Here is a 23,166-nt window from a genome sequence, read left to right as displayed (position 1 = left end):
GCCCAGGGTGACCAGCTCGGCCTCGGTGAGCTTCGGTGCCGGCCCAGGCGGCGCCGGCCCGCGAGCTAGCCGAGCAGGGCGTCCACGAAGGCGCCGGGCTCGAACGGCGCCAGGTCGTCCGGGCCCTCGCCGAGCCCGACCAGCTTCACCGGGACGCCCAGCTCCTTCTGGACCTGGAACACGATGCCGCCCTTGGCGGTTCCGTCCAGCTTCGTCAGGACGATGCCCGTCACGTCGATGACCTCGGCGAACACCCGCGCCTGCATGAGCCCGTTCTGGCCCGTGGTCGCGTCCAGCACCAGCAGCACCTCGTCGACCTTCGCCTGCTTCTCCACGACGCGCTTGACCTTGCCCAGTTCGTCCATCAGGCCGGTCTTCGTGTGCAGGCGGCCCGCCGTGTCGACCAGGACCGCGTCCACCCCCGTGTCCACGCCGCGCTTGACCGCGTCGAACGCCACCGCCGCCGGGTCCGCGCCCTCCTTGCCGCGGACGACCTCCGCGCCCACGCGCTCGGCCCACGTCTGCAGCTGGTCGGCCGCCGCCGCGCGGAACGTGTCCGCCGCGCCCAGCAGCACCGTTCCGCCCTGCGCCACCAGGACGCGGGCGAGCTTGCCCGTGGTCGTCGTCTTCCCCGTGCCGTTGACCCCCGCCACCAGCACCACGGCGGGCTGCTTCTTGCCGTCGACGGTGTGCGGCAGCGCCCGGACGGCGCGGTGGCCGTCGGTGGACAGCTGCGCCGTCAGCACCTCGTGCAGCACTTCGCGCGCCTCGGCCGACGACCGCACCGCACGCCGGGAGAGCTCGTCGCGCAGGCGCTCGACGATCTGGTTCGTGGTGGCCGCGCCGAGGTCGGCCATCAGCAGCGTGTCCTCGACGTCCTGCCAGGAGTCCTCGTCGAGGTCACCGGCGCCGAGCAGGCCCAGCAGGCTCGTCCCGAACATCGAGCGCGACTTCGTCAGGCGGCCGCGCAGCCGCTCCATGCGGCCCGCCGCCGGTTCGATCTGCTCGGCGACCGGGGCCGGTTCGACGACCTCGGCGTCCGGCAGCTTGACGTCGCGGACCGTGCGCTGCGCCGAGTCGCGCGGGACCGCCGCGTCGTCGCCCACCGCGGGCTGGCCGTCGACCTCCGGCCGGTCTTCGACCGGGTGCAGGGCTGGGTGCTCGGCTGGGTGCTCGGCTGGGTGCTCGGCTGGGTGGTCGTCTCCGGGGGCTTCCACCGGGGCCGCCGTGCCGCCGGGCGCGAGGGCGATGCCCCCGCTCGCCGCGTACGAACCGCCCTTCGGTTTCTCCTCGACCTCGCGCTGGGCGTCCAGGCTGATCCGCCGCCTGCGCGCGATCAGCAGGCCGGTCACCAGCAGGGCGACCAGGACGACGACGGCGACGACTACGAACAGGAACCAGGTGCTCGACACGAGCCCATCCTTTCATCCGCGCTCCCCGCGCGCCGGACCCCGCCCCGCACAGGCAATTCATCACCACCTCGGTCCCGATTGGGCCAAGACTTCACCACGTGGGTTGCGTCACACGGAAGGCTCCACTAAACCCCTCCGGATGGGGATGAGAGCGAGCCACCGCTTCCGGGTGATCGGCCTGATTTCGGGCACGTCGATCGACGGGATCGACGTGGCCGCCGCCGACCTGCACGCCGAAGACGGCACGGTCGTGCTGACGCCGCTGGGCGAGCTCGACGTCCCCTACCCCGAGCCGCTGCGCGAGGGCCTGCTCGCGGCGTTGCCGCCGAACCCGTGCACCGCCGGCGAGCTGACGCGGCTGGACACCGGCGTCGGCCAGGCGTTCGCCGACGCGGCCCGGCGCGGGGCCGCGGAACTGGCCGATGGCCGTGCGGACCTGGTCGCGTCGCTGGGCCAGACGGTGTTCCACTGGGTCGAAGACGGGCACGTCCGCGGCACCCTCCAGCTCGGCCAGCCCGCCTGGATCGCCGAAGCGACCGGGCTGCCCGTGTGCGCCGACCTGCGCGCCCGCGACGTCGCCGCGGGCGGGCACGGCGCACCCCTGGCGAGCACGCTCGACCAGCTGTGGTTGCGCGACCTGGCCGAGGACACCGGCCGGTCGGTCGCCGCGCTGAACCTCGGCGGCATCGCGAACATCACCGTCGTCGCCGACGGCGAACCGGTGATCGCCTACGACACCGGGCCCGCCAACGCCCTGCTCGACCTCGCGGCCCACCGCATCGCCGGGCAGCGCAGCGACGTCGACGGCCGGCTCGCCCTCGGCGGGTCGGTGCGCTCCGACCTGCTCCTCCGGCTGCTCGCCGACCCGTACTTCGCCGCCGCGCCGCCGAAGTCCACCGGCAAGGAGCACTTCAACGCGGACTACCTCGACAGCGCGCTGACGGGCCTGGACCCGGTCGGCGCCGGCGACCTGCTCGCGACGCTGACCGAGCTGACCGCCGTGACCGTGGCCGACCAGTGCCGCCGCCACGGCGTCACGACCGTGATCGCCTCCGGCGGCGGCGTCGCGAACCCGGCGCTGATGACGGCGCTGGCCCGCACCCTGCGTTCGGCGGTGCTCAAGACCAGTGACGACCTCGGCCTGCCCGGTGCGGGCAAGGAGGCGTACCTCACCGCGTTGCTGGGCTGGCTCACCTGGTGCGGCGTGCCCGGTACGGTGCCGTCGGCGACCGGTGCCCGCGGGCCGCGCGTGCTCGGCGCGCTGGTCCCGGGTCCCGGGCCCTTGATCCTTCCCGCCCCGCTGGGGGGCGCCGTGACGCGGTTGCGAGTCGCGGAGAAGGCCGGATGACGGTAGGAGTGATCCATGCGCGGTGTTGACCTCGCCATCATCGTGATCTACCTGGCGGCGATGCCGCTGATCGGCGTGCTCGTCGGCCGGAAGCAACGGTCGGCGGCCGACTACTTCGTCGGCGAACGCAGTCTGCCGTGGGGTGCGGTGATGCTGTCCGTGGTGGCCACGGAGACCTCGACGCTCACCGTGATCAGCACGCCCGGGCTGGTCTTCGGCAACGCCTTCCTGTTCCTGCAGCTGGCCTTCGGCTACATCATCGGCCGGACGATCGCCGCGTTCGTGTTGCTGCCGCGGTACTTCCGGGGCAACCTCGTCAGCGCGTACGCGTTCCTCGGGAAGCGGTTCGGCTCCGGGCTGCAGGGCACCGCGTCGGTGACGTTCGTGGTCACCCGGCTGCTCGCCGAAGGCGTGCGCCTGTTCGCCGGCGCGATCCCGATCAAGGTGATCCTGGCGCACTACAACATCCACCTGGACTACTGGGTGATCGTCGTCATCCTCACCGCCCTGACGCTGGTGTACGCCTACATCGGCGGGATCAAGGCCGTCGTCTGGGTCGACGTCATCCAGCTGTCGCTGTACCTGGGCGGCGCCGCGGTGGCCGCCATCGTGCTGCTGAACAAACTGCCGGCCGACTGGGTCTCCCAGGCGTCCGCGGACGGCAAGTTCGTGCTCGTCGACTTCACGAAGAACCTGCTGACCAGCCCGTACGCCTTCGTGACGGCGGTGCTCGGCGGCGCGGCGCTGTCGATGGCGTCGCACGGCGCCGACCAGCTGATCGCACAGCGGCTGCTGGCCACGCGCAGCCTGCGCGACGGCCAGAAGGCGCTCATCGGCAGCGGCATCATCGTCACGATCCAGTTCGCGCTGTTCCTGCTGGTCGGCGCGATGCTGTGGGTGTTCGACGGCCGGAAGTCGGTGGCGCAGCTGGGGCTGCAGAGCCCGGACGACGTGTTCTCGCGGTTCATCATCGACGACCTGCCCGTCGGCGTCTCGGGCCTGCTCATCGCCGGGGTGCTGGCGTCGACCATGGGTGCGTTGGCGTCGGCGCTCAACGCGCTGTCGACGTCCACCGTGGCCGACCTCTACCAGCGGTTCACCAAGCGCTCACCGGAGGACTCGAAGCTGCTGCAGCACGGTCGCATGTGGACGCTGATCTGGGCGGTCGTGTTCGCGGTGTTCGCTTCGCTGTTCTCCACCACGAAGAACTCGGTGATCGAGCTCGGCCTGGCCATCACCGGGTACACCTACGGCGCGCTGCTGGGCTCGTTCCTGCTCGGCCTGCTGATCAAGAAGGCGCGCCAGGTGGACGCGATCATCGCGTTCGTCGTCACGGTCGTGGTGATGGCGTTCGTCATCCTCGGGGTGAAGTTCAACGCGAAGACCGGCGGCCTGATCGGCGTCGACTTCGGCAAGGCGGCCGGGGACAAGGTGGCGCTCGCCTACCCGTGGTACACGCTGATGGGCGTGGTCATCACGCTGGTCGTGGGCGGTCTGCTGGCACTGCGCCACCGGACACCGGACCCGAAGGCGGCCGAAGCCGAAGCCGCCGAGGAGACCGCGGAGGTCCGCGCCGCCTGATTCTTCTGAACCGTTTCCGGCGGGCGCCCGTGTCGCATTGCGGGAGCCCGCCGAGAAGCGGCGGGAGGATTTCGAAGGTGGATTCCATGAAGCGGATGACGGTGGCGCTCGCGATCGGCGCCCTCCTGGTCGGCGGCGCGGCGACGGCTTCGGCCACCCCGGCGCACTCGACGGTGCCGGACGCGATCAAGGTCCCGGCGGGCAACCGGGCCCTGGCGAGCTACCCGGCCGAGGGCGTGCAGATCTACGGCTGCACGAACGGCGCGTGGGCGCTGATCCAGCCCGCGGCGGTCCTGTCGAAGCACGGGAAGCCGGTGGCGCTGCACAGCAAGGGCCCGGTGTGGACGTCCATTGTGGACGGCAGCACGGTCGGTGCGACGGCCGCGGCGAACGCCCCGCGGGACGGCGCGATCCCGGAGCTGCTGCTCAAGGCGAACCTCAACACCGGCGACGGCATCTTCGGCAAGGTGACCTACATCCAGCGCCTCAACACCCGCGGCGGCGTGGCTCCGGCCGGGACGTGCACGGATGGCGCGCAGACCGCGGTCCGGTACTCCGCGGACTACGCGTTCTGGGTCGCCGGATAAGCGGATGTGGTGCCCCTCCCGGTCCCGTAGCCTGGGAACCGGGAGGGGATCACATGGGATTCTTCATCGGTCTCGGCGTGGTGCTGGCGGTGGTGCTCGTCATCGCGCTGGTCATGGACCGGTCCGACCGCAAACGCGGGGTCAAGCGCGGGATGTTGACCCCGCGCGGACGACGGCCGCGGATCGGCGACGCCCAGTACATCGGCAACGATCTCGGCACCCACGAGCCCCGGGTGCGGCCGGAAGACCGCCGCGCTCCGCGCGAAGACGAGATGTGACCCGACTCAGCCGACCGCGACCGGTTCGTCGTCGGCCGTGCGCAGGCGCTGCGAGATCACCTTGGTGATGCCGTCGCCCTGCATGCTCACGCCGTAGAGCGCGTCGGCGATCTCCATGGTCGGCTTCTGGTGGGTGATGATGATCAGCTGCGACGAGTCGCGCAGCTGCTCCAGCAGCCCGATCAGCCGGCGCATGTTGGTGTCGTCGAGCGCCGCCTCGACCTCGTCCATGACGTAGAAGGGTGACGGCCGGGCGCGGAAGATCGCGACCAGCATGCCCACCGCGACCAGCGACTTCTCGCCACCCGACAGCAGCGAAAGCCGCTTGACCTTCTTGCCCGGCGGGCGGGCTTCGACGTCGACGCCGGTGCTCAGCAGGTCGTCCGGCTCGGTCAGGACCATCCGGCCCTCGCCGCCCGGGAACAGCACGCTGAACACCGTCTCGAACTCGCGGGCCACATCGGCGTAGGCGCCGGCGAAGACCTCGAGGATCTTCTCGTCGACCTGCTTGATGACGGCTTCGAGGTCCTTGCGGGTGTCTTTGAGGTCTTCCAGCTGCGTGGAGAGGAACTTGTACCGCTCCTCCAGCGCCGCGAACTCCTCCAGGGCCAAGGGGTTCACCTTGCCCAGCAACGACAGGTCCTTCTCGGCGCGCTTGGCGCGGCGGGCCTGGGTGTCGCGGTCGTAGGGCATCGGCGGTGGCGGGGTGACGTCCTCGCCGCGGTCCTTGGCCGCCTCGTACTCGGCCATCTCGCCCGCGCTCGGCGGCACCGGGACGTCCGGGCCGTACTCGCGGACGAGGTCCTCGAGGCCCATGCCGAAGTCCTCGGCGATCTTGGCTTCCAGGGTCTCCAGCCGCAGCCGCTGCTCGGCGCGCAGCACCTCGTCGCGGTGCACGGCGTCGGTCAGCTTCTCCAGCTCGCCGGTGAGCTCGCGGACCTTGGCGCGGACGCCGGTCAGCGCCTGCTCGCGGCTCTGGCGGCGGGCCTGGACCTGGTCGCGTTCGGTCGCGGCGCGCTGGACCGAGTGCTCGATGCGTTCCAGCGCGAGCTCGCCGGCGTTGACGACGGCGTTGGCGATCCCGGCGCCGCGCTTGCGGGCCGCGGCGGCGCGCTCGGCGCGTTCGCGGGCCTGCTGCTCGGCGTGCGCGGCCCGGCGGAGGCCTTCGGCCTTGCCCGCGATGCTGCGGGCGCGCTCTTCGGAGGTGCGCTGCGCGAGCCGCGCTTCCATCTCCTCCTGCCGCACGACGGCCAGCTCTTCGACGGCCTGGTCGCGTTCGGCGGTGTCCGGGTCGTCTTCGACGGGCTGCTCGGCGACGGCGGCGAGCCGCTCTTCCAGCTCGGCGAGCTGGGCCAGCGCCTGGACGCGGCTCTGCTCGACCTTCGCGCGCTGCCCGGACAGCCGCTCGACCTCGGCTTGGGCCTGGCGGGCGGCCTGCTGCATCCGGTTGAGCCGCTCCGACGAGCGCGCCTTGCGGACCTTCGCCTCGCCGAGCGCGTCCTTGGCCTGCGAGACCTCTTCGCGACGCGCCTGCTGCTCGGCGCGGGCGCCTTCCAGCTCGGCCGCGTACCGCTCCAGCGAGCGCTCGGCCAGGCGGAGCCGCTCCCCCGCCTCGTCGACGGCGGCCTGGACCTCGATCACGCTCTCGCGCTTGCCGGAGCCGCCGATCGCCCAGCGGGCACCGAAGACGTCGCCCTCGGCGGTGACCGCCCGGACGTCCGGGTGCACGGCCACCAGGTGACGCGCCGCGTCGAGGTCGCGGACCAGGGCCAGCTTGTCGAGGGCCTGCTCGACGGCGGGCCGCAGCTGCGGCGGCGCGGTGACGACTTCGCGGGCCCACCGCGCGCCTTCCGGCAGCGGCGGCCACGCATCCGTGTCCACAGTGGATTCGGGGCCACCGAGCAGGATGCCCGCGCGGCCGGAGTCCGTTTCCTTCAAGTACTTCAGCGCCCGCAGGGCGTCTTCGCCACCGGTCACGGCGACGGCGTCGGCCACCGGGCCGAGGGCCGCGGCCAGCGCGACTTCGTGGCCGGGCTCGACGGTGAGCAGCGCGGCAACCGAGCCGAGCAGGCCCGGCAGCTCGTAGGACGCGCCGAGCAGCGCGCCCGCGCCGTCCTTGCGCTTGAGCCCCATCGACAGCGCCTCGACGCGCGCCTTCTCGGACGCGATCTCGCGTTCGGCCGCGCGCTCGGCCTTGACCAGCTCTTCGACCCGCGCCTTGGCGGCGTTGTTGGCCTCGACCGCGCGGTCGTGGCGGTCCATCAGCCCGGCGTCGTCGGACTCCTCGACACCACCCTCGGCCTTCGCCGTCTCGAGTTCCTCGACGGCGATCTCGGCGCGCTCGGCGGCCTCTTCGAGGGAGACGCTGAGGCGGTCGATCTCGTCGGAGGTGGCGCCGTTCTTGCTGCGCAGCGCCTCGACCTGGCCGGTCAGCTTGGCCATGCCCTCGCGGCGGTCGGCGATGGCGCGGACGGCGGCCCAGTGCGCGCGCTCGGCGGCCTGGACGCGCTGTTCGAGGTCTTCGCGGCGCAGAATCGTCTGGGCGAGCAGCTCGCGGGCCTCCATGACGGCCTCGTTGAGCTCTTCTTCCTGCTCGGCGACGCGCTCGGCCTCTTCGAGGAGCTCTTCGGGGTCGCGGCCGCCGGTCGACGTCGAGACGTCGGCCGACAGGTGCCGCTGGCGCTCGATCGCGAGCCGGACGGTGCCGCGGAGGCGCTCGGCCAGCGCGGACAGCTTGTACCAGGTCTCCTGGGCGGTCTGCAGCAGCGGCGCATCCTCGGCGAGCGAGGCTTCCAGCTCGGCTTCTTCGGCGGAGACGATCTCGAGGGTCTGTTCGACTTCGGCGCGGCGTGCGCGGGCCGTCTTCTCGTCGGCCTCTTCGCGGGCGAGGGCGTCGCGCTGGGTGACCAGGTCGTCGGCGAGCAGGCGCAGGCGGGAGTCGCGCAGCTCGGACTGCACCGACTGGGCCTTGCGGGCGATCTCGGCCTGCTTGCCCAGCGGCTTGAGCTGGCGGCGCAGCTCGGTCGTCAAGTCGCCGAGGCGGTCGAGGTTGCCCTGCATGTTGGCCAGCTTGCGCAGGGTCTGTTCCTTGCGCTTGCGGTGCTTGAGGACGCCGGCGGCCTCTTCGATGAAGGCGCGGCGCTCTTCGGGCTTGGATTCGAGGATCGCCGAGAGCTGGCCCTGGCCGACGATGACGTGCATCTCGCGGCCGATGCCGGAGTCCGACAGCAGTTCCTGGACGTCCATCAGCCGGCAGCGGTCGCCGTTGATCTCGTACTCGCTCGCGCCGTCGCGGAACATCCGGCGGGTGATCGACACCTCGGAGTACTCGATGGGGAGCGCGCCGTCGGCGTTGTCGATGGTGAGGGTGACCTCGGCGCGGCCGAGCGGGGCGCGGCCCGCGGTGCCGGCGAAGATGACGTCCTCCATCTTGCCGCCGCGCAGGTCCTTGGCGCCCTGGGTGCCCATGACCCAGCGCAGGGCGTCCAGCACGTTGGACTTGCCCGAGCCGTTCGGCCCGACCACGCAGGTGATGCCCGGTTCGAAGCGCAGCGTGGTGGCCGAGGCGAAGGACTTGAAGCCCTTGAGCGTCAGGCTTTTCAGGTGCACGTGGTGCTGACCCCTCTGGCCGCGGGTACTGGCGGTTCAATCGTCCCAGGCTACCTGGGGGCGTCCGGGAGCCGCCGGACGCGCCCCCTCCTCGGCGCGCCTAGCACATCCGCGCCGGCCTCAGCAACACCACGAGCCCCACCGCCCCCGGACGGACCAAGCCCGCGCTACCGCTCGACGAAGCCGCCGAGTCCCCCTTTCGGGTCGGACCAGCGCTCGGCGACGTGCTCCACACTTCCGGGTGATTCTCCCGACCGTAACGCGGCTAACAGCCGCTGACAGTGGTCTCGACTACCCTCCGCTATCACCTCGACACGCCCGTCGGCCAGATTGCTCGCGCTCCCGACCAGCCCGAGCTCCAGCGCACGGCTGCGCGTCCACCAGCGGAAACCGACACCTTGGACCCGGCCCCGCACCCACGCCGTCAGCCGGGTGTGGGTTTCTTCCTCACTCACGCCATTCCTCCCTTCCGGGTCAACCGACCGCGCACAGTAACGGATCAAGCCACTACCTGGGCGAATACCCGCACGCCGGTGATAATCTCCCCGCCGAGGTCACTCCCCCGCCGTGGGCGCACTGCTCCATCAGCACCAGCGCTCCCGTTCACGACCTCGCCGTGTCATCGCTGTGCCATCTCGAAGCTGTGCCATCTCAAGCTGTGCCGCCTCAAGCTGTGCCGCCTCCCCTTCCCCAAGGAGCCCCGTATGCCCCGCCCCGCCGGGTCGGATTCGAGCTCTCGGATCACCAGGATCGACACCGCGCCGCCCAAGAGCAGCAAACCGAACCGCACCGGGTACGTCGTGCTCGGCGTGGCCGGGCTGGTCGTCGCGACCGCGTTCGCCGCCGTGGCCGAGCTCGCCGGGCCGATCCCCGCCACCACCGCGGGCGGCACGGGCGGCCCCGGCGGCCAGGGCACCGTCCCGGCCGGGGTGCAGACCCTGCCGGCCACGCCGTCGCCGAGCGACCCGGCGACCTCGTCCAGCGGAGCACCGACCACGTCGAACCCGACGTCGCCGAGCGCGCCGACGACGGTCGTGTCCGTGAGCCCGGACGGCAAGACGACCACCACGGTCGTCACCCAGCCTTCGCCGCCGCCTCCCCCGCGCAGCGACACGGGCGGCAATCCGCCGCCGTTCACGCCGCCGACGCCGACCCCCACGCCCACCCCGACACCCACACCGACGCCGACCCCCACGCCGACTCCGACTCCCACCCCCACGCCGACGACCACGGCCAGCGGCGGCGGCTCGAGCTCGGCCGGTGCCCCCTCGTCGAGCACGACCGGTACGAGCACCACAGCCTAGGCTTAAGTGCCCCAAGGCTGGGGCACTTAGGCCTAGGCCAGGACGGCCGCGACCATCGCGTCGCGCAGGAACTTCCCGTAGCGCTCCGGGGACCACCCGCGCTCGAGGCAGAGCAGCTCGTACTGCTCGGGCCCGTGGTAGGTCCACAGGATGTCGCGGACGTCGTCGGCGCTCAGGCCCGGCTTGACCTGCCCGGTGCCCAGCAGCTCGGCCGAGAAGTACGTCATGGCCATCAGCATCTCCTGCCGCATCTGCGCCCACACCTCGGCGGCGGCGGGGTCGGCGGCGGCCGCGTCGCGGGCCAGCAGCTGCACGGGGGACACCTCGGGGACGATGCTCACCAGGTGGTCGAGGTACAACTCGATCTTCCGCACGGCGGCCGGCTCGGCCCGGATCTCGGCGATGAAGTCACGGCCGGCGATCGGCACCTCCTCGTCGTCGCCGGCGACCGTGACGTCGAAGACGGCCTTGAGCAGCGTCGCCTTGTTGGCGAACGCCTTGTAGACGGTCTGCACGGCGACACCGGCAGCCTTCGCCACCTCGGGCATCGAGGCACCCGCGTACCCCTTCTCCCGGAAGAGCGCCGACGCCGCCGCCAGGATCCGGCGGCGGTTTTCGCGCACCACCGACGCCGTGACCGCCGCGCGGGAGCTGGCGCCCGAGCTGAGCGCGCGGGCCGTCGAAGCCGAGCAGCTCCGGACCCTGCCTCGCGACCTCGTCGAGCGGGCCCGCGAAGCCGGGCTCTTCCGCCTGGCGACGCCGCGCGGCCTCGGCGGGCAGGAGCTGCCGCCCGCCACGATCGTCGAGACGGTCGAAGAGCTTTCGCGCGCTGACGGCTCCGCGGGCTGGACGATCACCATCGGCAACGGCTCGGCGTTCCTCGCCTGGCTGGACCCGGCCGTCGCGGCGGACCTCGTGGCCGGCAGTCCCGACCCGATCGGCGGCGGCGTGTTCGCGCCGATGGGACGCCTCACCCCGGACGGTGCCGGCAAGTTCGCGCTCGCCGGCCGGTGGGGGTTCTGCAGCGGCAGCCCGCACACGGACCTGTTCTTCAACGGCGCCTTCGCCGGCGGCGACCCGCGGGACTGGCGGCTCGCCGCGGTGCCCGCCGCCGCGGTGCGGGTGGTCGAGAACTGGGACGTCAGCGGCCTGCGCGGCACCGGCAGCCACGACGTCGAGATCGACACGGTCGTGCCCGGGGAGCTCACGATTTCGCCGTTCACGAACCCGGCGCGCCACGACGGGCCGCTGTGGCGGTTCCCGTTCTTCACGGTGATCGGCACGATGCTGGCGGGCGTCCCGCTCGGCATCGCGCGGCGCGCGCTGGACGAGTTCACCGCGTTCGCGCCGGCCAAGTTCCGCCCGCCGGGCCCGGGCCCGATCGCCGAGGACGGCGACGTCCAGCTCGTCCTGACCCGCGCGGAAGGACGGCTGCGTTCGGCACGCGCGTTCGTCTTCGAGGCACTCGGCGAGCTGTGGGACACCGCGTGCGCGGGTGACGTCCCGGACGTCCGGGAGCGCGGCCAGTTCCTGCTGGCGACCCAACAAGCGATGCGGGCTTCGCTGAGTGCGGTGAACCTCGCGTCCGGCTACGCGGGCGCGGGCGCGCTGCACTCGGACCAGCCGATGCAGCGCTGCTTCCGGGACCTCCACGCGGCGGCGCAGCACATCTACTTCTCGGCCGCGGCGTCCAAGCGGTACGCGAAGCTGCGGTTCGGGATCGAGCAGCCGACGTTCTGGTTCTAGGTCGTCTCCCGGGACCGGCGGGCGAGGGCGCCCCCGGCCACCCCGCCCAGCACCGGCCCGAGCGCGATGATGCCGGAGAGCCAGGGGTCCGGCCGGCCGAAGGCGGCGGCGATCCCGACACCGGCCAGGTAGGCGAGCACCGACAGCAGGAGCAGGCGCCCGACGAGGGCCGTGCGGGTGCGCCGCACCGGGGTCCCGGTCACCGGCGCCGCAGCCGGTGGGCGACCAGCGCCCACAGGTAGACCGTCAGCAGGGCACCGGCGCCGACCGCCGCGACGCGCAGCCACGTCGCCCAGCCGGCGCCGCCCTGGAAGGCGGTGAAGAGCCAGCCGAGCGCACCGAAGGTCGCGCCCACCGCCAGCGTCAGCACGATCACCGGCGGGATGCGCTCACCGCCGAGCAGCCACGTTTTCGACCCGTCCATCTCCGGGAAGAACCCCGCCCGGGCACCGGCTAAACCTCGAAGCGGTACCCCATCCCCGGTTCGGTCAGCAGGTGCCGGGGCCGGGAGGGCTCCGATTCGAGCTTGCGCCGCAGCTGGGCCAGGTACACCCGCAGGTAGTGCGACTCCGTCTCGTACGACGGGCCCCACACCTCGTGCAGGAGCTGCTTCTGCGCGACCAGCCGGCCGCGGTTGCGGACCAGCAGCTCCAGCACGCCCCACTCCGTCTTCGTCAGGTGGACCTCCACGCCGTCGTGGCGCCGGACCTTCTTCGCCGCCAGGTCCACGCTGAACGACGCCGTGTCCACCACCGCGTCCGCGCCGTCCGCGCCCGCCACCGCCGAGCGGCGGACCGCCGCGCGCAGCCGGGCCAGCAGCTCGTCCATACCGAACGGCTTCGTCACGTAGTCGTCGGCGCCCGCGTCGAGGGCCTCGACCTTGTCCGCCGAGTCGCCCCGAGCCGAAAGGACGATGATCGGGACCGTCGTCCAGCCGCGCAGGCCCGCGATCACCTCGGTGCCGTCGAGATCGGGCAGGCCGAGGTCCAGAACCACCACGTCGGGCTTGGTCTCGGCCACCGCTTTCAACGCAGCCGTGCCGTCGTGCGCGGTGATCACCTTGTAGCCGCGGGCGGTCAGGTTGATCCGCAGTGCCCGCACGATCTGCGGCTCGTCGTCCACCACCAGCACGGTGGCACCCGGGTCGCTCATCGCACCCCCTCCTCTTCGAGCTCCACACTGAACGCGGGCAGGGAAACCACGACCGTGAGCCCGCCGCCCGGGGTGTCCTCGGCGCGGATCGTGCCGCCCATCGCCTCGGTGAACCCCTTCGCCACCGACAGCCCGAGCCCGACGCCCGGCGTCGTGTCCCGGTCGCCGCCGAGCCGCTGGAACGGCGCGAACGCCGAATCCGCGGCGCCCTTGCGCAGGCCCTTGCCGTGGTCGACGATCCGCAGCTCGACCTGGCCGGAGTGCGCGCTGGCCCGGGCCGACACCGGTGCGCCGCCGCTTTCGTCGACACCGTGGCGCAGCGCGTTGTCCAGCACGTTCGCCACCACCCGCTCCAGCAGGCCGGGGTCGGCCAGCACCGAGGGGAGCTGGTCGTCGACCGCGACCACGACGTCGTCCGAGCCGTCCACGTTGGACAGCGCGTGCGCGACGACCTCGTCGTAGCCCACCGGCCGCAGGTGCGGGCGGACCGCCCCGGTGGCCAGCCGCGACGAGTCCAGGAGGTTGTCGATCAGCCCCGCCAGCCGGTCGGCCGACAGCTCGATGGCCTCCATGAGCTCGGCGGTGTCCTCTTCGGACAACTCCAGGTCCGCGGCACGCAGGCTGCCGATCGAGGCCTTGATCGACGTCAGCGGCGTCCGCAGGTCGTGCCCGACCGCGGACAACAGCGTCGTGCGCAGCTCGGTCGCCTCGGCCTTGCGTTCGGCGCGTGCCGCCGCGGCCGCCATCCGCTGCTGGCGCAGGGCCAGCAGCGCCTGGCCGGCCACGGCTTCCAGCACCCGCCGGTCGGCCGCGGGCAGCGCCCGCCCCCGCAGGGTCAGGTGGACGTCGGCGGTGACGGCGATGTCGACATCGGCCTCGTCCGGGTCGGCGCACGGGTGCTCCCCCGCGGTCGCCACGCACTGCCACACGCCGTCCTGCTTCTCCAGCAGCGTCACCGACGTCAGGGCGAAGTTCTCGCGGACCTTCGCCAGCAGCCGCTCGATCGGGTTCGCGTGGGTGAGCACGGTCCGGGCGTAGGAGGCCAGCAGCGCGGCTTCGGTCCGCGCCCGCGCGGCCTGCGCGGCCCGGCGCGCGGCCTGGTCGACGACCAGCGCGACCAGCACCGCGACCACGACCATCGCGATCAGCGTCACGAGGTTCTGCGGGGTGTGCACGTTGAGCGTGTACAGCGGCGGCGTGAAGAAGAAGTTCAGCAGCCCGGCGCCGAGCACGGCCGCGACCAGCGCCGGGCCGAGGCCGCCGACCAGCGCGACGACGACCGTGACCAGGACGTAGGCGATGACGTCGGTGGCGAAGTCGAGCCCGGCCGGCAGGAAGACGCCGACGAGGGTGACCAGCACCGGCAGCACGACGCCCAGCACCCAGCCCGTCACCAGCCGGGAGAGCCCCAGCGGGCTCGCGGTCAGCCCGGTCCGCAGGCGCCCGCCGGCCTCGGAGTGGGTGACCATGTGCACGTCGATCGGCCCCGACCGGCGGACCACCGCGGCGCCGATGCCCTCGTCGAACAGTCGCGCCACCCGGGAGCGCCGCGAGGTCCCGAGCACCAGCTGGGTCGCGTTGACCCCGCGCGCGAAGTCCAGGAGGGCGCCCGGGACGTCGTCGCCGACGACCGTGTGGAACGTCGCCCCGACCTCCTCGGCGAGCTTGCGGCAGCGGGCCATCGCGGCCGGCCCGATGCCCGCCAGGCCGTCACCACGCAGGATGTGCACCACCTGCAGCTCGGCGCCGGCGCGGGTGGCGATCCGGCTGGCCCGGCGGATCAGCGTCTCGCTCTCCGGGCCACCGGTGATCGAGGCGACGACGCGTTCGCGCGCTTCCCAGGTGTCGGTGATCCGCTGCTCGGCGCGGTAGCGCTGGAGGGCGACGTCGACCTGGTCGGCCACCCAGAGCAGCGCCAGTTCCCGCAGGGCGGTGAGGTTGCCGGGCCGGAAGTAGTTGCCGAGGGCGGCGTCGATCCGCTCGGCCGGGTAGACGTTGCCGTGCGCGAGCCGCCGCCGCAGCGCCTCGGGCGTGATGTCGACCAGTTCGAGCTGTTCGGCGCGGCGGACGACCTCGTCCGGGACGGTCTCCTGCTGGATGACGCCGGTGATCCGCTCGACGACGTCGTTGAGGCTCTGCAGGTGCTGCACGTTGACCGTGGACAGCACGTCGATACCCGCGGCCAGCAGCTCTTCGACGTCCTGCCAGCGCTTGGCGTTGCGGGAGCCCGGCACGTTGGTGTGCGCCAGTTCGTCGATGACGGCGACCTCGGGCGCGCGGGCCAGGACGGCGTCGACGTCCATTTCGTCGAACACGCGGCCGCGGTGCTCGGCGTGCCGCCGCGGCACGATCTCGAGGCCGTCGAGGAGCACCGCGGTCTTCTCGCGGCCGTGCGTCTCCACCAGCCCGACGACGACGTCGGTGCCGCGGTCGAGCCGGCGGCGCGCTTCGCCGAGCATGGCGAAGGTCTTGCCGACGCCCGGAGCCGCGCCGAGGTAGATCCTCAGCTCTCCCCGGCGCGGCTTCGCGGGCACGTTCTCCGTGGTCACGCTGTCAGTGTGCCCCTCCGGCCGCGGCACGCACGGCCAAGTTGAGCGGGAGCACAGTCACCCCGGGCACGCCGATCCCGGCCCCGCTGGTGTTCTGCGCGATCAGCTGCTTCACCCGGTCGAGGGGCAGGCCGGTGTTCCGGGCCACGCGCGCGGCCTGCAGATCGGCGTAGGCGACGCTGATCGCCGGGTCCAGTCCCGAACCCGACGCGGTCACCGCGTCCGGCGGTACCTGATCGGGCGACACGCTTTCGCGCTTGGCGATCTGGGCACGCCGGTCCTGGATGGTCTTCACCAGGTCCTCGTTGCCCGGCCCCTTGTTGGACGCACCGGAGGGCAGATCGGGGCCCACGACCGAGGGCCGGGTGTGGAACCACGGGTCGTGCGCCGGGTCGGCGGGCACCGGGTCGACGCCGATCAGCGACGACCCGGCGGCTTGGCCGTTCTGCGTCACGACCGAGCCTTCGGCGTTGCCCTCGAGACCGGGGATGCGGGCGATCGCCCACACCGCCAAGGGGTACAGGATGCCGAGCAGGACGGTCAGCACGATGAGGACCCGCAGCCCGGCCCAGGTCTGCTTGACGAGAGTGTTCACGGTTTCACCCGATTCCGGGGATGAGGCGCACGAGCAGGTCGATCAGCCAGATCCCGAGGAAGGGGCTGACGATCCCGCCGAGGCCGTAGACGAGCAGGTTGCGGCGAAGCAGGGCCGAGGCCGACGACGGCTTGTACCGCACGCCGCGCAGGGCCAAGGGGATGAGCACGACGATGATCAGCGCGTTGAAGATGACCGCCGACAGGATCGCCGACTTCGGCGTGGCCAGGTGCATGATGTTCAGCCCGCCCAGCTGGGCGTAGATGCCGGTGAACATCGCGGGCAGGATCGCGAAGTACTTGGCCAGGTCGTTGGCGACGCTGAAGGTGGTCAGCGCGCCGCGGGTGATCAGCAGCTGCTTGCCGATCTCGACGATCTCGATCAGCTTGGTCGGGTCGCTGTCGAGGTCGACCATGTTCCCCGCCTCCTTGGCGGCCGAGGTGCCGGTGTTCATCGCGACGCCGACGTCGGCCTGCGCCAGGGCGGGGGCGTCGTTGGTGCCGTCGCCGGTCATCGCGACCAGCCGCCCGCCTTCCTGCTCCTGCTTGATCAGCGCCATCTTGTCTTCGGGCTTGGCCTCGGCGAGGTAGTCGTCGACGCCGGCGTCCGCGGCGATGGCCTTCGCGGTGAGCGGGTTGTCGCCGGTGATCATCACCGTCTTGATGCCCATCGAGCGGAGTTCGGCGAAGCGTTCCTTCATGCCCGGCTTGACCACGTCGGACAACCGGATCACGCCGCGCACCACAGTGTCCTCGGCGACGACGAGCGGCGTGCCACCCTGGGCGCTGATCTCGTCGACCACCCGCTCGGTCTCGTCGGGGAACTCGCCGCCGTTGTCGCGCACCCACGCGCGGACGGCGCTCGCCGCCCCCTTGCGGATCCGCCGGGTCCCGATGTCGATCCCGCTCATCCGCGTCTGCGCGGTGAAGGGGACGAACTCGCCGTGCTCGTCCTGCCCCGCGTGGTCCGACGTCAGCTCGACGACGCTGCGGCCCTCGGGGGTTTCGTCGGCGAGGCTGGCCAGGCGGGCGGCGCGGGCGAGTTCGTCCGGAGTGGACGCGCCCACGGGGATCAGCTCGGTGGCGCGGCGGTTGCCGAAGGTGATCGTGCCGGTCTTGTCGAGCAGCAGCGTCGAGACGTCGCCCGCGGCCTCCACCGCGCGGCCGCTGGTCGCCAGGACGTTGCGCTGCACCAGGCGGTCCATGCCCGCGATGCCGATCGCGCTCAGCAGCGCGCCGATCGTCGTCGGGATGAGGCACACGAGCAGCGCGGTCAGCACGATCACGGACTGCTCGGACCCGGAGTAGCGGGCCATCGGCTGGAGCGCCACGACGGCGAGCAGGAAGATGATCGTGAGCGTCGAGAGCAGGATGGTCAGCGCGATTTCGTTCGGCGTCTTCTGCCGGGAGGCGCCTTCCACCAACGCGATCATGCGGTCCACGAAGGACTCGCCCGGCTTGGTGGTGATCCGCACGACGATCCGGTCGCTCAGCACGGTCGTGCCGCCGGTGACGGCGCTGCGGTCGCCGCCGGACTCGCGGATGACCGGGGCGGACTCGCCGGTGATGGCCGATTCGTCGACGGTCGCGATGCCTTCGACGACGTCGCCGTCGCCCGGGATCACCTGGCCCGCCTCGACGACGACCAGGTCGCCGATCTTCAGCTCGGCCCCCGGGACCGGCTCTTCTCCGGTTTCGGTGAGCCGGCGGGCGACGGTCTCCTTCTTCGACCGCCGCAGGCTCTCGGCTTGGGCCTTGCCCCGCCCTTCCGCGACGGCCTCGGCGAGGTTCGCGAACAGGACCGTGAACCACAGCCAGACGGCGATCAGGACGGTGAACACGCTCGGGTCGGTGACCGCGAAGACGGTGGTGAGCGCGGAGCCCACCCACACCACGAACATCACCGGGTTGCCGAGCTGGTGCTTCGGGTTCAGCTTCCGGAACGCGTCCGGCAAGGACGTCCAGAGCTGGCCGGGGCTGAAGACGCCGGCGCCGACTCGGCTCGGAGGTTCGGCGGGAGCCACCTGGGGTCGTTCTTCGGTGACGGTCATGCGAGTGCCTCCGCGATGGGCCCGAGCGCGAGCGCCGGGATGAACGTGAGGGCCGCGACGAGCACCACCGTGCCGGTGAGCAGGGTGGCGAACAGCGGCCCGGTGGTCGGCAGGGTGCCCGCGGTCTCGGGCACCTTGCGCTGGGCGGCCAGCGAACCGGCCAGGCAGAGCACGGCGAGGATCGGCACGAACCGGCCGAACGCCATGGCGACGGCGAACGACGACTGGAACCAGTCGCTCGTCGCGGTCAACCCGCCGAACGCGCTGCCGTTGTTGTTGCCGGTCGAGGCGTAGCCGTAGAGGACCTCGGACAGCCCGTGCGCGCCCGGGTTGCCCAGCGCGCCCGCCGTGCCCGGCAGCAACAGCGCGATCCCGGAGCCGAGGAGCACCACGGTCGGCATCGCCAGCATCGCGATCGCCGCGCAGGTGACCTCGCGCTTGCCGAGCTTCTTGCCCAGGTACTCCGGGGTGCGCCCGACCATCAGCCCGGCCAGGAACATCGCGATGATCGCCAGCACGAGGATGCCGTAGAGGCCGGTGCCGACGCCGCCGGGCGAGATTTCGCCGTAGAGCATGTTCAGCAGCGGTCCCCCGCCGCCGAGGCCGGACAGGCTGTCGTGGGCGCCGTTCACCGCGCCGGTCGACGTGCCGGTGGTGGTGTCGGCGAACAGCGACGTCAACCCGATGCCGAAGCGCTGCTCCTTGCCTTCCATGCTCGCCCCCGCGGCCCGCGCCGCCGGGTTGTTCGCGTAGGCCTCGGAGCACCAGATCAGCGCCAGCGAGGCGGCCCACAGCAGGCCCATCACGCTCAGCAGGACGTACCCCTGGCGGCGGTTGCCGACCAGCGTGCCGAACGCGCGGGTCAGGCTGACCGGGATGACCAGGATCAGGAACAGCTGGACGAGATTGCTCCAGGCGTTCGGGTTCTCGAAGGGGTGCGCGGAGTTGGCGTTGAAGATGCCGCCGCCGTTGGTGCCCAGTTCCTTGATCGCCTCCTGGCTCGCGGCCGGGGCCAGCGCGATGGTGCTTCCGCTGCCGTCGGGGTTCGTGACGGCGACCCCCGCCTTGAGGCTCTGCACGACGCCGAGCGCGACCAGGACGAGCGCGAACACGAACGCCATCGGCAGCAGCACGCGGACCGTGCCGCGGGTGAGGTCCACCCAGAAGTTGCCGAGCCGGTCGGTCTTCGCGCGGACGAAGCCGCGCGTCACCGCGATCGCCACGGCCAGGCCGACGGCGGCCGAGAGGAAGTTCTGCACGGTCAGCCCGGCCATCTGCACGAAGTGGCCCATCGTCGTCTCGGGGACGTAGGACTGCCAGTTCGTGTTGGTGACGAACGAGATCGCCGTGTTGAACGCGACGCCGGGGCTGACCGAGCCGCGGCCCAGGCTCCACGGCAGGAGCGGCTGCAGGCGCTGCAGCAGGTAGAGCAGGACGACCGAGACGAACGAAAACCCGAGCACGCCCGCGGCGTAGGTCGGCCAGCGCTGTCCGGAGTCGGGGTTGACCCGGAAGAGCCGGTAGAGGCCCTTCTCGAGGTTGAGGTGCTTCTCGCTGGAGAAGACGCGCGCCAGGTAGTCGCCGAGCGGCCTGTAGACCACGGCGAGGGCGGCGAGGAGCAGGCCGAGCTGGATGAGCCCGGCCGTGGTGTCGGTCATTTCAGCCCCTCCGCGGGGAAAAGCACGTCGGGGCCCATCAGAATTTCTCCGGCCTGATCAAGGCGATGAACAAGTAGACGAGCAGGCCGAGCGCGAGCAACCCGCCGACCACGTTGGCCGCGTTTCCGGCGCCGCTCACAGCTTTTCCAAGCCGCGCAGCACCAACGCCAGCACCACGAAAACGCCGATCAGGAGAACGGCGTAGAGCAAGTCGGCCACAGGCACCTCTCAGGACAGGTCACCGGATTCGGTGACCGGGGACGACGTCACTGTGCGGTCCTGGGAGGCCGTCACGTCGGCCGGCTGATGGCGCCTTGATGCGTTCCTGACCCGCATTTACGCCGTCTTGATGGCCGGTGGCGGCGGTCACGCAAGCGTTTGCCCGGTTCTCACCGCAGGTAGTTGGTCAGTGACAAGTGACACACGGCGTGACCGAACAGGTGCGGAACGTGCAATTCGGGCAGACAAGATCTTCAGGTCGTGTTACACCTGAGTTACCAATAGTTGTATCAGCTAAGCAATCTCTGGGAGGGGCTTCGCTATGTGCGGTATCGCCGGCTGGGTTTCCTACGACGCCGACCTCACCCGCCGCCAAGACGTCGTCGACGCCATGACGGGCACGATGGCCTGCCGCGGACCGGACGACTCGGGGACCTGGGTGCGCCGGCACGTCGCGCTCGGCCACCAGCGGCTGGCCATCATCGACCTGCCCGGCGGCCGGCAGCCGATGACCGTCTCGACGCCGAACGGCGACATCGCGATGGTCTACAGCGGTGAGACCTACAACTTCACCGAGCTGAAGGACGAGCTGACGAAGCTCGGGCACACCTGGGAAACCGACAGCGACACCGAAGTGGTCCTGCACGGCTACCTGCAGTGGGGCGACGCGGTCGTCGACCACCTCAACGGCATGTACGCCTTCGCGATCTGGGACGAGCGCGACGACCGGCTCGTCATGATCCGCGACCGGATGGGCATCAAGCCGTTCTACTACTACCCGACCCGCGACGGCGTGCTGTTCGGCTCCGAGCCGAAAGCGATCCTCGCCAACCCGCTGGCCGCGAAGGTCGTCGACACCGACGGCCTCCGCGAGCTGATGGCGTTCACCAAGCGGCCCGGCTGGTCGCTGTGGAAGGGCATGGAGGAGGTCCGGCCGGGCACGATCGTCACGGTGTCCCGCGAAGGCGTCCGGACCCGCACGTACTGGAAGCTGGACGCGAAGCAGCACACCGACGACCAGGAGACGACGGTCGCCCGCGTGCGCGAGCTGATGACCGACATCGTGAACCGGCAGCTGGTCGCCGACGTCCCCCGCTGCGTCCTGCTGTCGGGCGGCCTCGACTCGAGCGCGGTCACCGGCCTGGCCGCGGCCCGGCTCGCTTCGCAAGGTGAGCAGCTACGGACGTTCTCCGTCGACTTCCTCGGCCAGGAAGAGAACTTCAAGCCGGACGAGATGCGCGACACCGCGGACTCGCCGTTCGTGCGTGACGTCGCCTCGCTGGTCGGGTCCGCGCACCAGGACGTCGTGCTGAACCCGGCCGAGCTGACCGACCCGGAGGTGCGGCGCGCGGTCCTGCGGGCCCGCGACATCCCGGCCGGGCTGGGCGACATGGACACGTCGCTGTACCTGCTGTTCAAGGCCATCCGCGGCGAGTCGACGGTGGCCCTGTCGGGCGAGTCGGCCGACGAGGTGTTCGGCGGCTACCGCTGGTTCTTCGACGAGACCGCGGTCAACGCGGACACGTTCCCCTGGATCGCCTTCCGCAGCGCGATGCTGACCGACCGGACGTCCATCTACACGCCCGAGCTGATGGGGAAGATGGACCTGGAGTCCTACGTGCGCGACCAGTACCGCTCCGCGGTCGACGAGGTCGAGCACTTGGACGGCGAGTCCGCGCTCGAGGCACGCATGCGGACGATCTGCCACCTGCACCTGACCCGGTTCGTGCGGATGCTGCTGGACCGCAAGGACCGCGCGTCGATGGCGGTGGGCCTCGAGGTCCGGGTGCCGTTCTGCGACCACCGGCTGGTCGAGTACGTCTACAACACGCCGTGGTCCCTGAAGACGTTCGACGGCAGGGAGAAGAGCCTCCTGCGGCACGCGACCAAGCACGTCCTGCCGGAGTCGGTGGCCCAGCGGGTGAAGAGCCCGTACCCGTCGACGCAGGACCCGGGTTACGCGGCGGCGCTGCAGCAGCAGGCCAAGGAGGTCCTGGCCGAGCCGGGCCACGCGGTGTTCGGCCTGGTCGACAAGTCCTGGACGCACCGGGTGTCCGAAGTGGACCCGGCGACCATGGCCCCGGCGGACCGGATCGGGCTGGACCGGCTGCTCGACCTGTACCACTGGATCGAGATGTACTCCCCGGAGCTGCAGCTCGACTGAGGCTCTGCGGTCCGGTGCGGTGAACGACCCGTTCACCGCACCGGACGAGTCAAGCCGCCGAGTCTTCGCCCTGGCCGGTTTGCGGCTGAGCGCTTTTTCCACCCGGCCCCGTCCAGCCCCTTACTTGCCTGGACGGATGCAGCGCTTCGGCGACCGGGGGAATGTCCTCCGGACGAGCCTTGGCGGCGAGAGTCCGCGCCGTCGCCTGGCCAGTGTTTCCACCGGAAAGGCCAAGGCGTCCCGACAACCCTCAGCATGACGATTCACTCTCCGGCAGGTCTGCACCCTTCGCACCTTTGCTTCTTCCGCCAAGGCGCAGCACACAACCGGCGTTCACCGTGCCGGACAAACCAGCAGCTGCCAAGACTCGTGTCGCATCGACCCGGCGTTGCCCCCGCAGATCAGGGTGCAGCGTGTCACAACAGTTCATTCACCCCGGCTGAGCCGCAGGTCCGCGGCCACCTCGTCCCCTTCGGCGGTGAGCGTCGCGCCCGTCCCGGACAGCAGGGCACGGGCGCCGTGGTTGCCCGCCGTCGTCGAGGCGATGAACCTTTCCGCTCCGCTCGCGCGGGCCTCCTCCAGCAGCAACGCCGTCACCTGCTTGCCGATCCCGCGGCCGCGGGCGGTGCGGGCCAGCCAGATGCCCGCCTCGACCGCGTCGCCGTGGGGCTCCAGGCGGGCCGCGCCGACCGCGGTGCCGTCGGTGTCGATCACCCAGGTGCGTTCCACCGCCGTCGCCGGGTCCAGGCACCGGGCGCGGTGGAACGCCAGGAATGCGGCGCGGCGTGCCGGCGTCCAGCCGGGCGGCCCGCCGACCGGGGGCATCACCTCCAGGGGATCGGCCCCGGCTTCGGCGGCTTCGAGCAGCCGTGTCAGGGCGGCCTCGTCCAACGGCGTCAGCACGATCATGCCCG

General features: G+C 71.6%; 20 protein-coding genes. 6 read left to right on the top strand and 14 right to left on the bottom strand.

Annotated elements, in window-relative coordinates; all coding sequences use genetic code 11:
• Positions 1–65: 65 nt before the first annotated feature.
• Entirely contained in the window at positions 66–1,412 is a 1,347-nt protein-coding gene (ftsY, locus tag AB0F52_RS13935; RefSeq protein ID WP_360169365.1) for a signal recognition particle-docking protein FtsY, read from the bottom strand.
• Positions 1,413–1,551: 139 nt separating this feature from the next.
• On the opposite strand from ftsY, the gene AB0F52_RS13930 reads away from it, so the two are divergent.
• The 4 genes from AB0F52_RS13930 to AB0F52_RS13915 all read left to right on the top strand — a co-directional run bounded on the left by AB0F52_RS13930 (position 1,552) and on the right by AB0F52_RS13915 (position 5,206).
• Positions 1,552–2,760 carry an anhydro-N-acetylmuramic acid kinase gene (locus tag AB0F52_RS13930; protein WP_360169362.1) on the top strand — a complete coding sequence of 403 codons (1,209 nt, stop codon included), beginning with the start codon at positions 1,552–1,554 and terminating at the stop codon, positions 2,758–2,760.
• 15 nt (positions 2,761–2,775) lie between these two features.
• Entirely contained in the window at positions 2,776–4,341 is a 1,566-nt protein-coding gene (locus tag AB0F52_RS13925) for a sodium:solute symporter (protein WP_360169359.1), read from the top strand.
• Between the two features lie 86 nt (positions 4,342–4,427).
• Positions 4,428–4,928, top strand: a complete 501-nt coding sequence (locus AB0F52_RS13920; protein WP_360169356.1) for a DUF3455 domain-containing protein — start codon at positions 4,428–4,430, stop codon at positions 4,926–4,928.
• Between the two features lie 53 nt (positions 4,929–4,981).
• Positions 4,982–5,206 carry a hypothetical protein gene (locus AB0F52_RS13915; RefSeq protein WP_360169353.1) on the top strand — a complete coding sequence of 75 codons (225 nt, stop codon included), beginning with the start codon at positions 4,982–4,984 and terminating at the stop codon, positions 5,204–5,206.
• Between the two features lie 6 nt (positions 5,207–5,212).
• Here AB0F52_RS13915 and smc read toward each other — a convergent pair whose 3' ends face one another.
• The 4 genes from smc to AB0F52_RS13895 all read right to left on the bottom strand — a co-directional run bounded on the left by smc (position 5,213) and on the right by AB0F52_RS13895 (position 10,742).
• The gene (gene smc / locus AB0F52_RS13910; protein ID WP_360169350.1) at positions 5,213–8,815 is read right to left on the bottom strand and encodes a chromosome segregation protein SMC; all 3,603 of its coding nucleotides are present in this window, start codon (positions 8,813–8,815) and stop codon (positions 5,213–5,215) included.
• Positions 8,816–8,982: 167 nt separating this feature from the next.
• The gene (locus tag AB0F52_RS13905) at positions 8,983–9,270 is read right to left on the bottom strand and encodes an acylphosphatase (RefSeq protein WP_285989192.1); all 288 of its coding nucleotides are present in this window, start codon (positions 9,268–9,270) and stop codon (positions 8,983–8,985) included.
• Between the two features lie 164 nt (positions 9,271–9,434).
• A complete protein-coding gene (locus AB0F52_RS13900; RefSeq protein ID WP_360169346.1) occupies positions 9,435–10,112 on the bottom strand; it encodes a hypothetical protein in 678 nt (225 codons plus the stop codon).
• Positions 10,113–10,151: 39 nt separating this feature from the next.
• Positions 10,152–10,742, bottom strand: coding sequence for a helix-turn-helix domain-containing protein (locus tag AB0F52_RS13895; protein ID WP_360169343.1), 591 nt, complete (start codon positions 10,740–10,742; stop codon positions 10,152–10,154).
• A 10-nt stretch (positions 10,743–10,752) separates the two neighbouring features.
• Here AB0F52_RS13895 and AB0F52_RS13890 point away from each other — a divergent pair, with 10 nt between their 5' ends.
• Positions 10,753–11,865, top strand: a complete 1,113-nt coding sequence (locus tag AB0F52_RS13890; RefSeq protein WP_360169340.1) for an acyl-CoA dehydrogenase family protein — start codon at positions 10,753–10,755, stop codon at positions 11,863–11,865.
• Here the strand turns inward: AB0F52_RS13890 and AB0F52_RS13885 are convergent.
• The 8 genes from AB0F52_RS13885 to kdpF are packed head-to-tail and all read right to left on the bottom strand — an operon-like array spanning position 11,862 to position 20,008.
• Positions 11,862–12,068, bottom strand: a complete 207-nt coding sequence (locus tag AB0F52_RS13885; RefSeq protein ID WP_360169337.1) for a hypothetical protein — start codon at positions 12,066–12,068, stop codon at positions 11,862–11,864. The genes AB0F52_RS13890 and AB0F52_RS13885 overlap by 4 nt on opposite strands.
• Positions 12,065–12,289 (bottom strand): hypothetical protein, encoded by a 225-nt coding sequence (locus AB0F52_RS13880; RefSeq protein WP_360169334.1) that lies wholly within the window; start codon positions 12,287–12,289, stop codon positions 12,065–12,067. Before AB0F52_RS13880 ends, AB0F52_RS13885 begins: the two co-directional genes overlap by 4 nt.
• Before the next feature lie 29 nt (positions 12,290–12,318).
• Positions 12,319–13,017, bottom strand: a complete 699-nt coding sequence (locus AB0F52_RS13875; protein WP_360169331.1) for a response regulator — start codon at positions 13,015–13,017, stop codon at positions 12,319–12,321.
• Positions 13,014–15,566 (bottom strand): DUF4118 domain-containing protein, encoded by a 2,553-nt coding sequence (locus AB0F52_RS13870; protein WP_360169328.1) that lies wholly within the window; start codon positions 15,564–15,566, stop codon positions 13,014–13,016. Before AB0F52_RS13870 ends, AB0F52_RS13875 begins: the two co-directional genes overlap by 4 nt.
• 4 nt (positions 15,567–15,570) lie before the next feature.
• A complete protein-coding gene (locus AB0F52_RS13865) occupies positions 15,571–16,161 on the bottom strand; it encodes a potassium-transporting ATPase subunit C (RefSeq protein ID WP_360169325.1) in 591 nt (196 codons plus the stop codon).
• Between the two features lie 4 nt (positions 16,162–16,165).
• Complete coding sequence (gene kdpB, locus AB0F52_RS13860; protein ID WP_360169322.1) at positions 16,166–18,211, bottom strand: potassium-transporting ATPase subunit KdpB; 2,046 nt, start codon at positions 18,209–18,211, stop codon at positions 16,166–16,168.
• Complete coding sequence (gene kdpA, locus AB0F52_RS13855; protein ID WP_360169319.1) at positions 18,208–19,869, bottom strand: potassium-transporting ATPase subunit KdpA; 1,662 nt, start codon at positions 19,867–19,869, stop codon at positions 18,208–18,210. The genes kdpB and kdpA overlap by 4 nt, the downstream gene beginning before the upstream one ends.
• A gap of 37 nt (positions 19,870–19,906) precedes the next feature.
• Positions 19,907–20,008: a K(+)-transporting ATPase subunit F gene (gene kdpF / locus AB0F52_RS13850; RefSeq protein ID WP_360169316.1), complete on the bottom strand. Its 102-nt coding sequence runs from the start codon at positions 20,006–20,008 to the stop codon at positions 19,907–19,909.
• A 402-nt stretch (positions 20,009–20,410) separates the two neighbouring features.
• Between kdpF and asnB the strand changes: the two genes are divergently transcribed.
• Entirely contained in the window at positions 20,411–22,252 is a 1,842-nt protein-coding gene (gene asnB, locus AB0F52_RS13845) for an asparagine synthase (glutamine-hydrolyzing) (RefSeq protein WP_360169313.1), read from the top strand.
• Positions 22,253–22,678: 426 nt separating this feature from the next.
• On the opposite strand, the gene AB0F52_RS13840 is transcribed toward asnB, so the two are convergent.
• On the bottom strand, positions 22,679–23,161 hold the full coding sequence (locus AB0F52_RS13840; RefSeq protein ID WP_360169310.1) for a GNAT family N-acetyltransferase: 483 nt from the start codon (positions 23,159–23,161) through the stop codon (positions 22,679–22,681).
• Positions 23,162–23,166: the final 5 nt, after the last annotated feature.

It is taken from the genome of Amycolatopsis sp. NPDC024027, assembly GCF_040638975.1.
In the GTDB taxonomy this organism is placed as follows: domain Bacteria; phylum Actinomycetota; class Actinomycetes; order Mycobacteriales; family Pseudonocardiaceae; genus Amycolatopsis.
The sequence above is the reverse complement of the archived record's forward strand: the minus strand, read 5'-3'. Positions and strand labels throughout refer to the sequence as shown.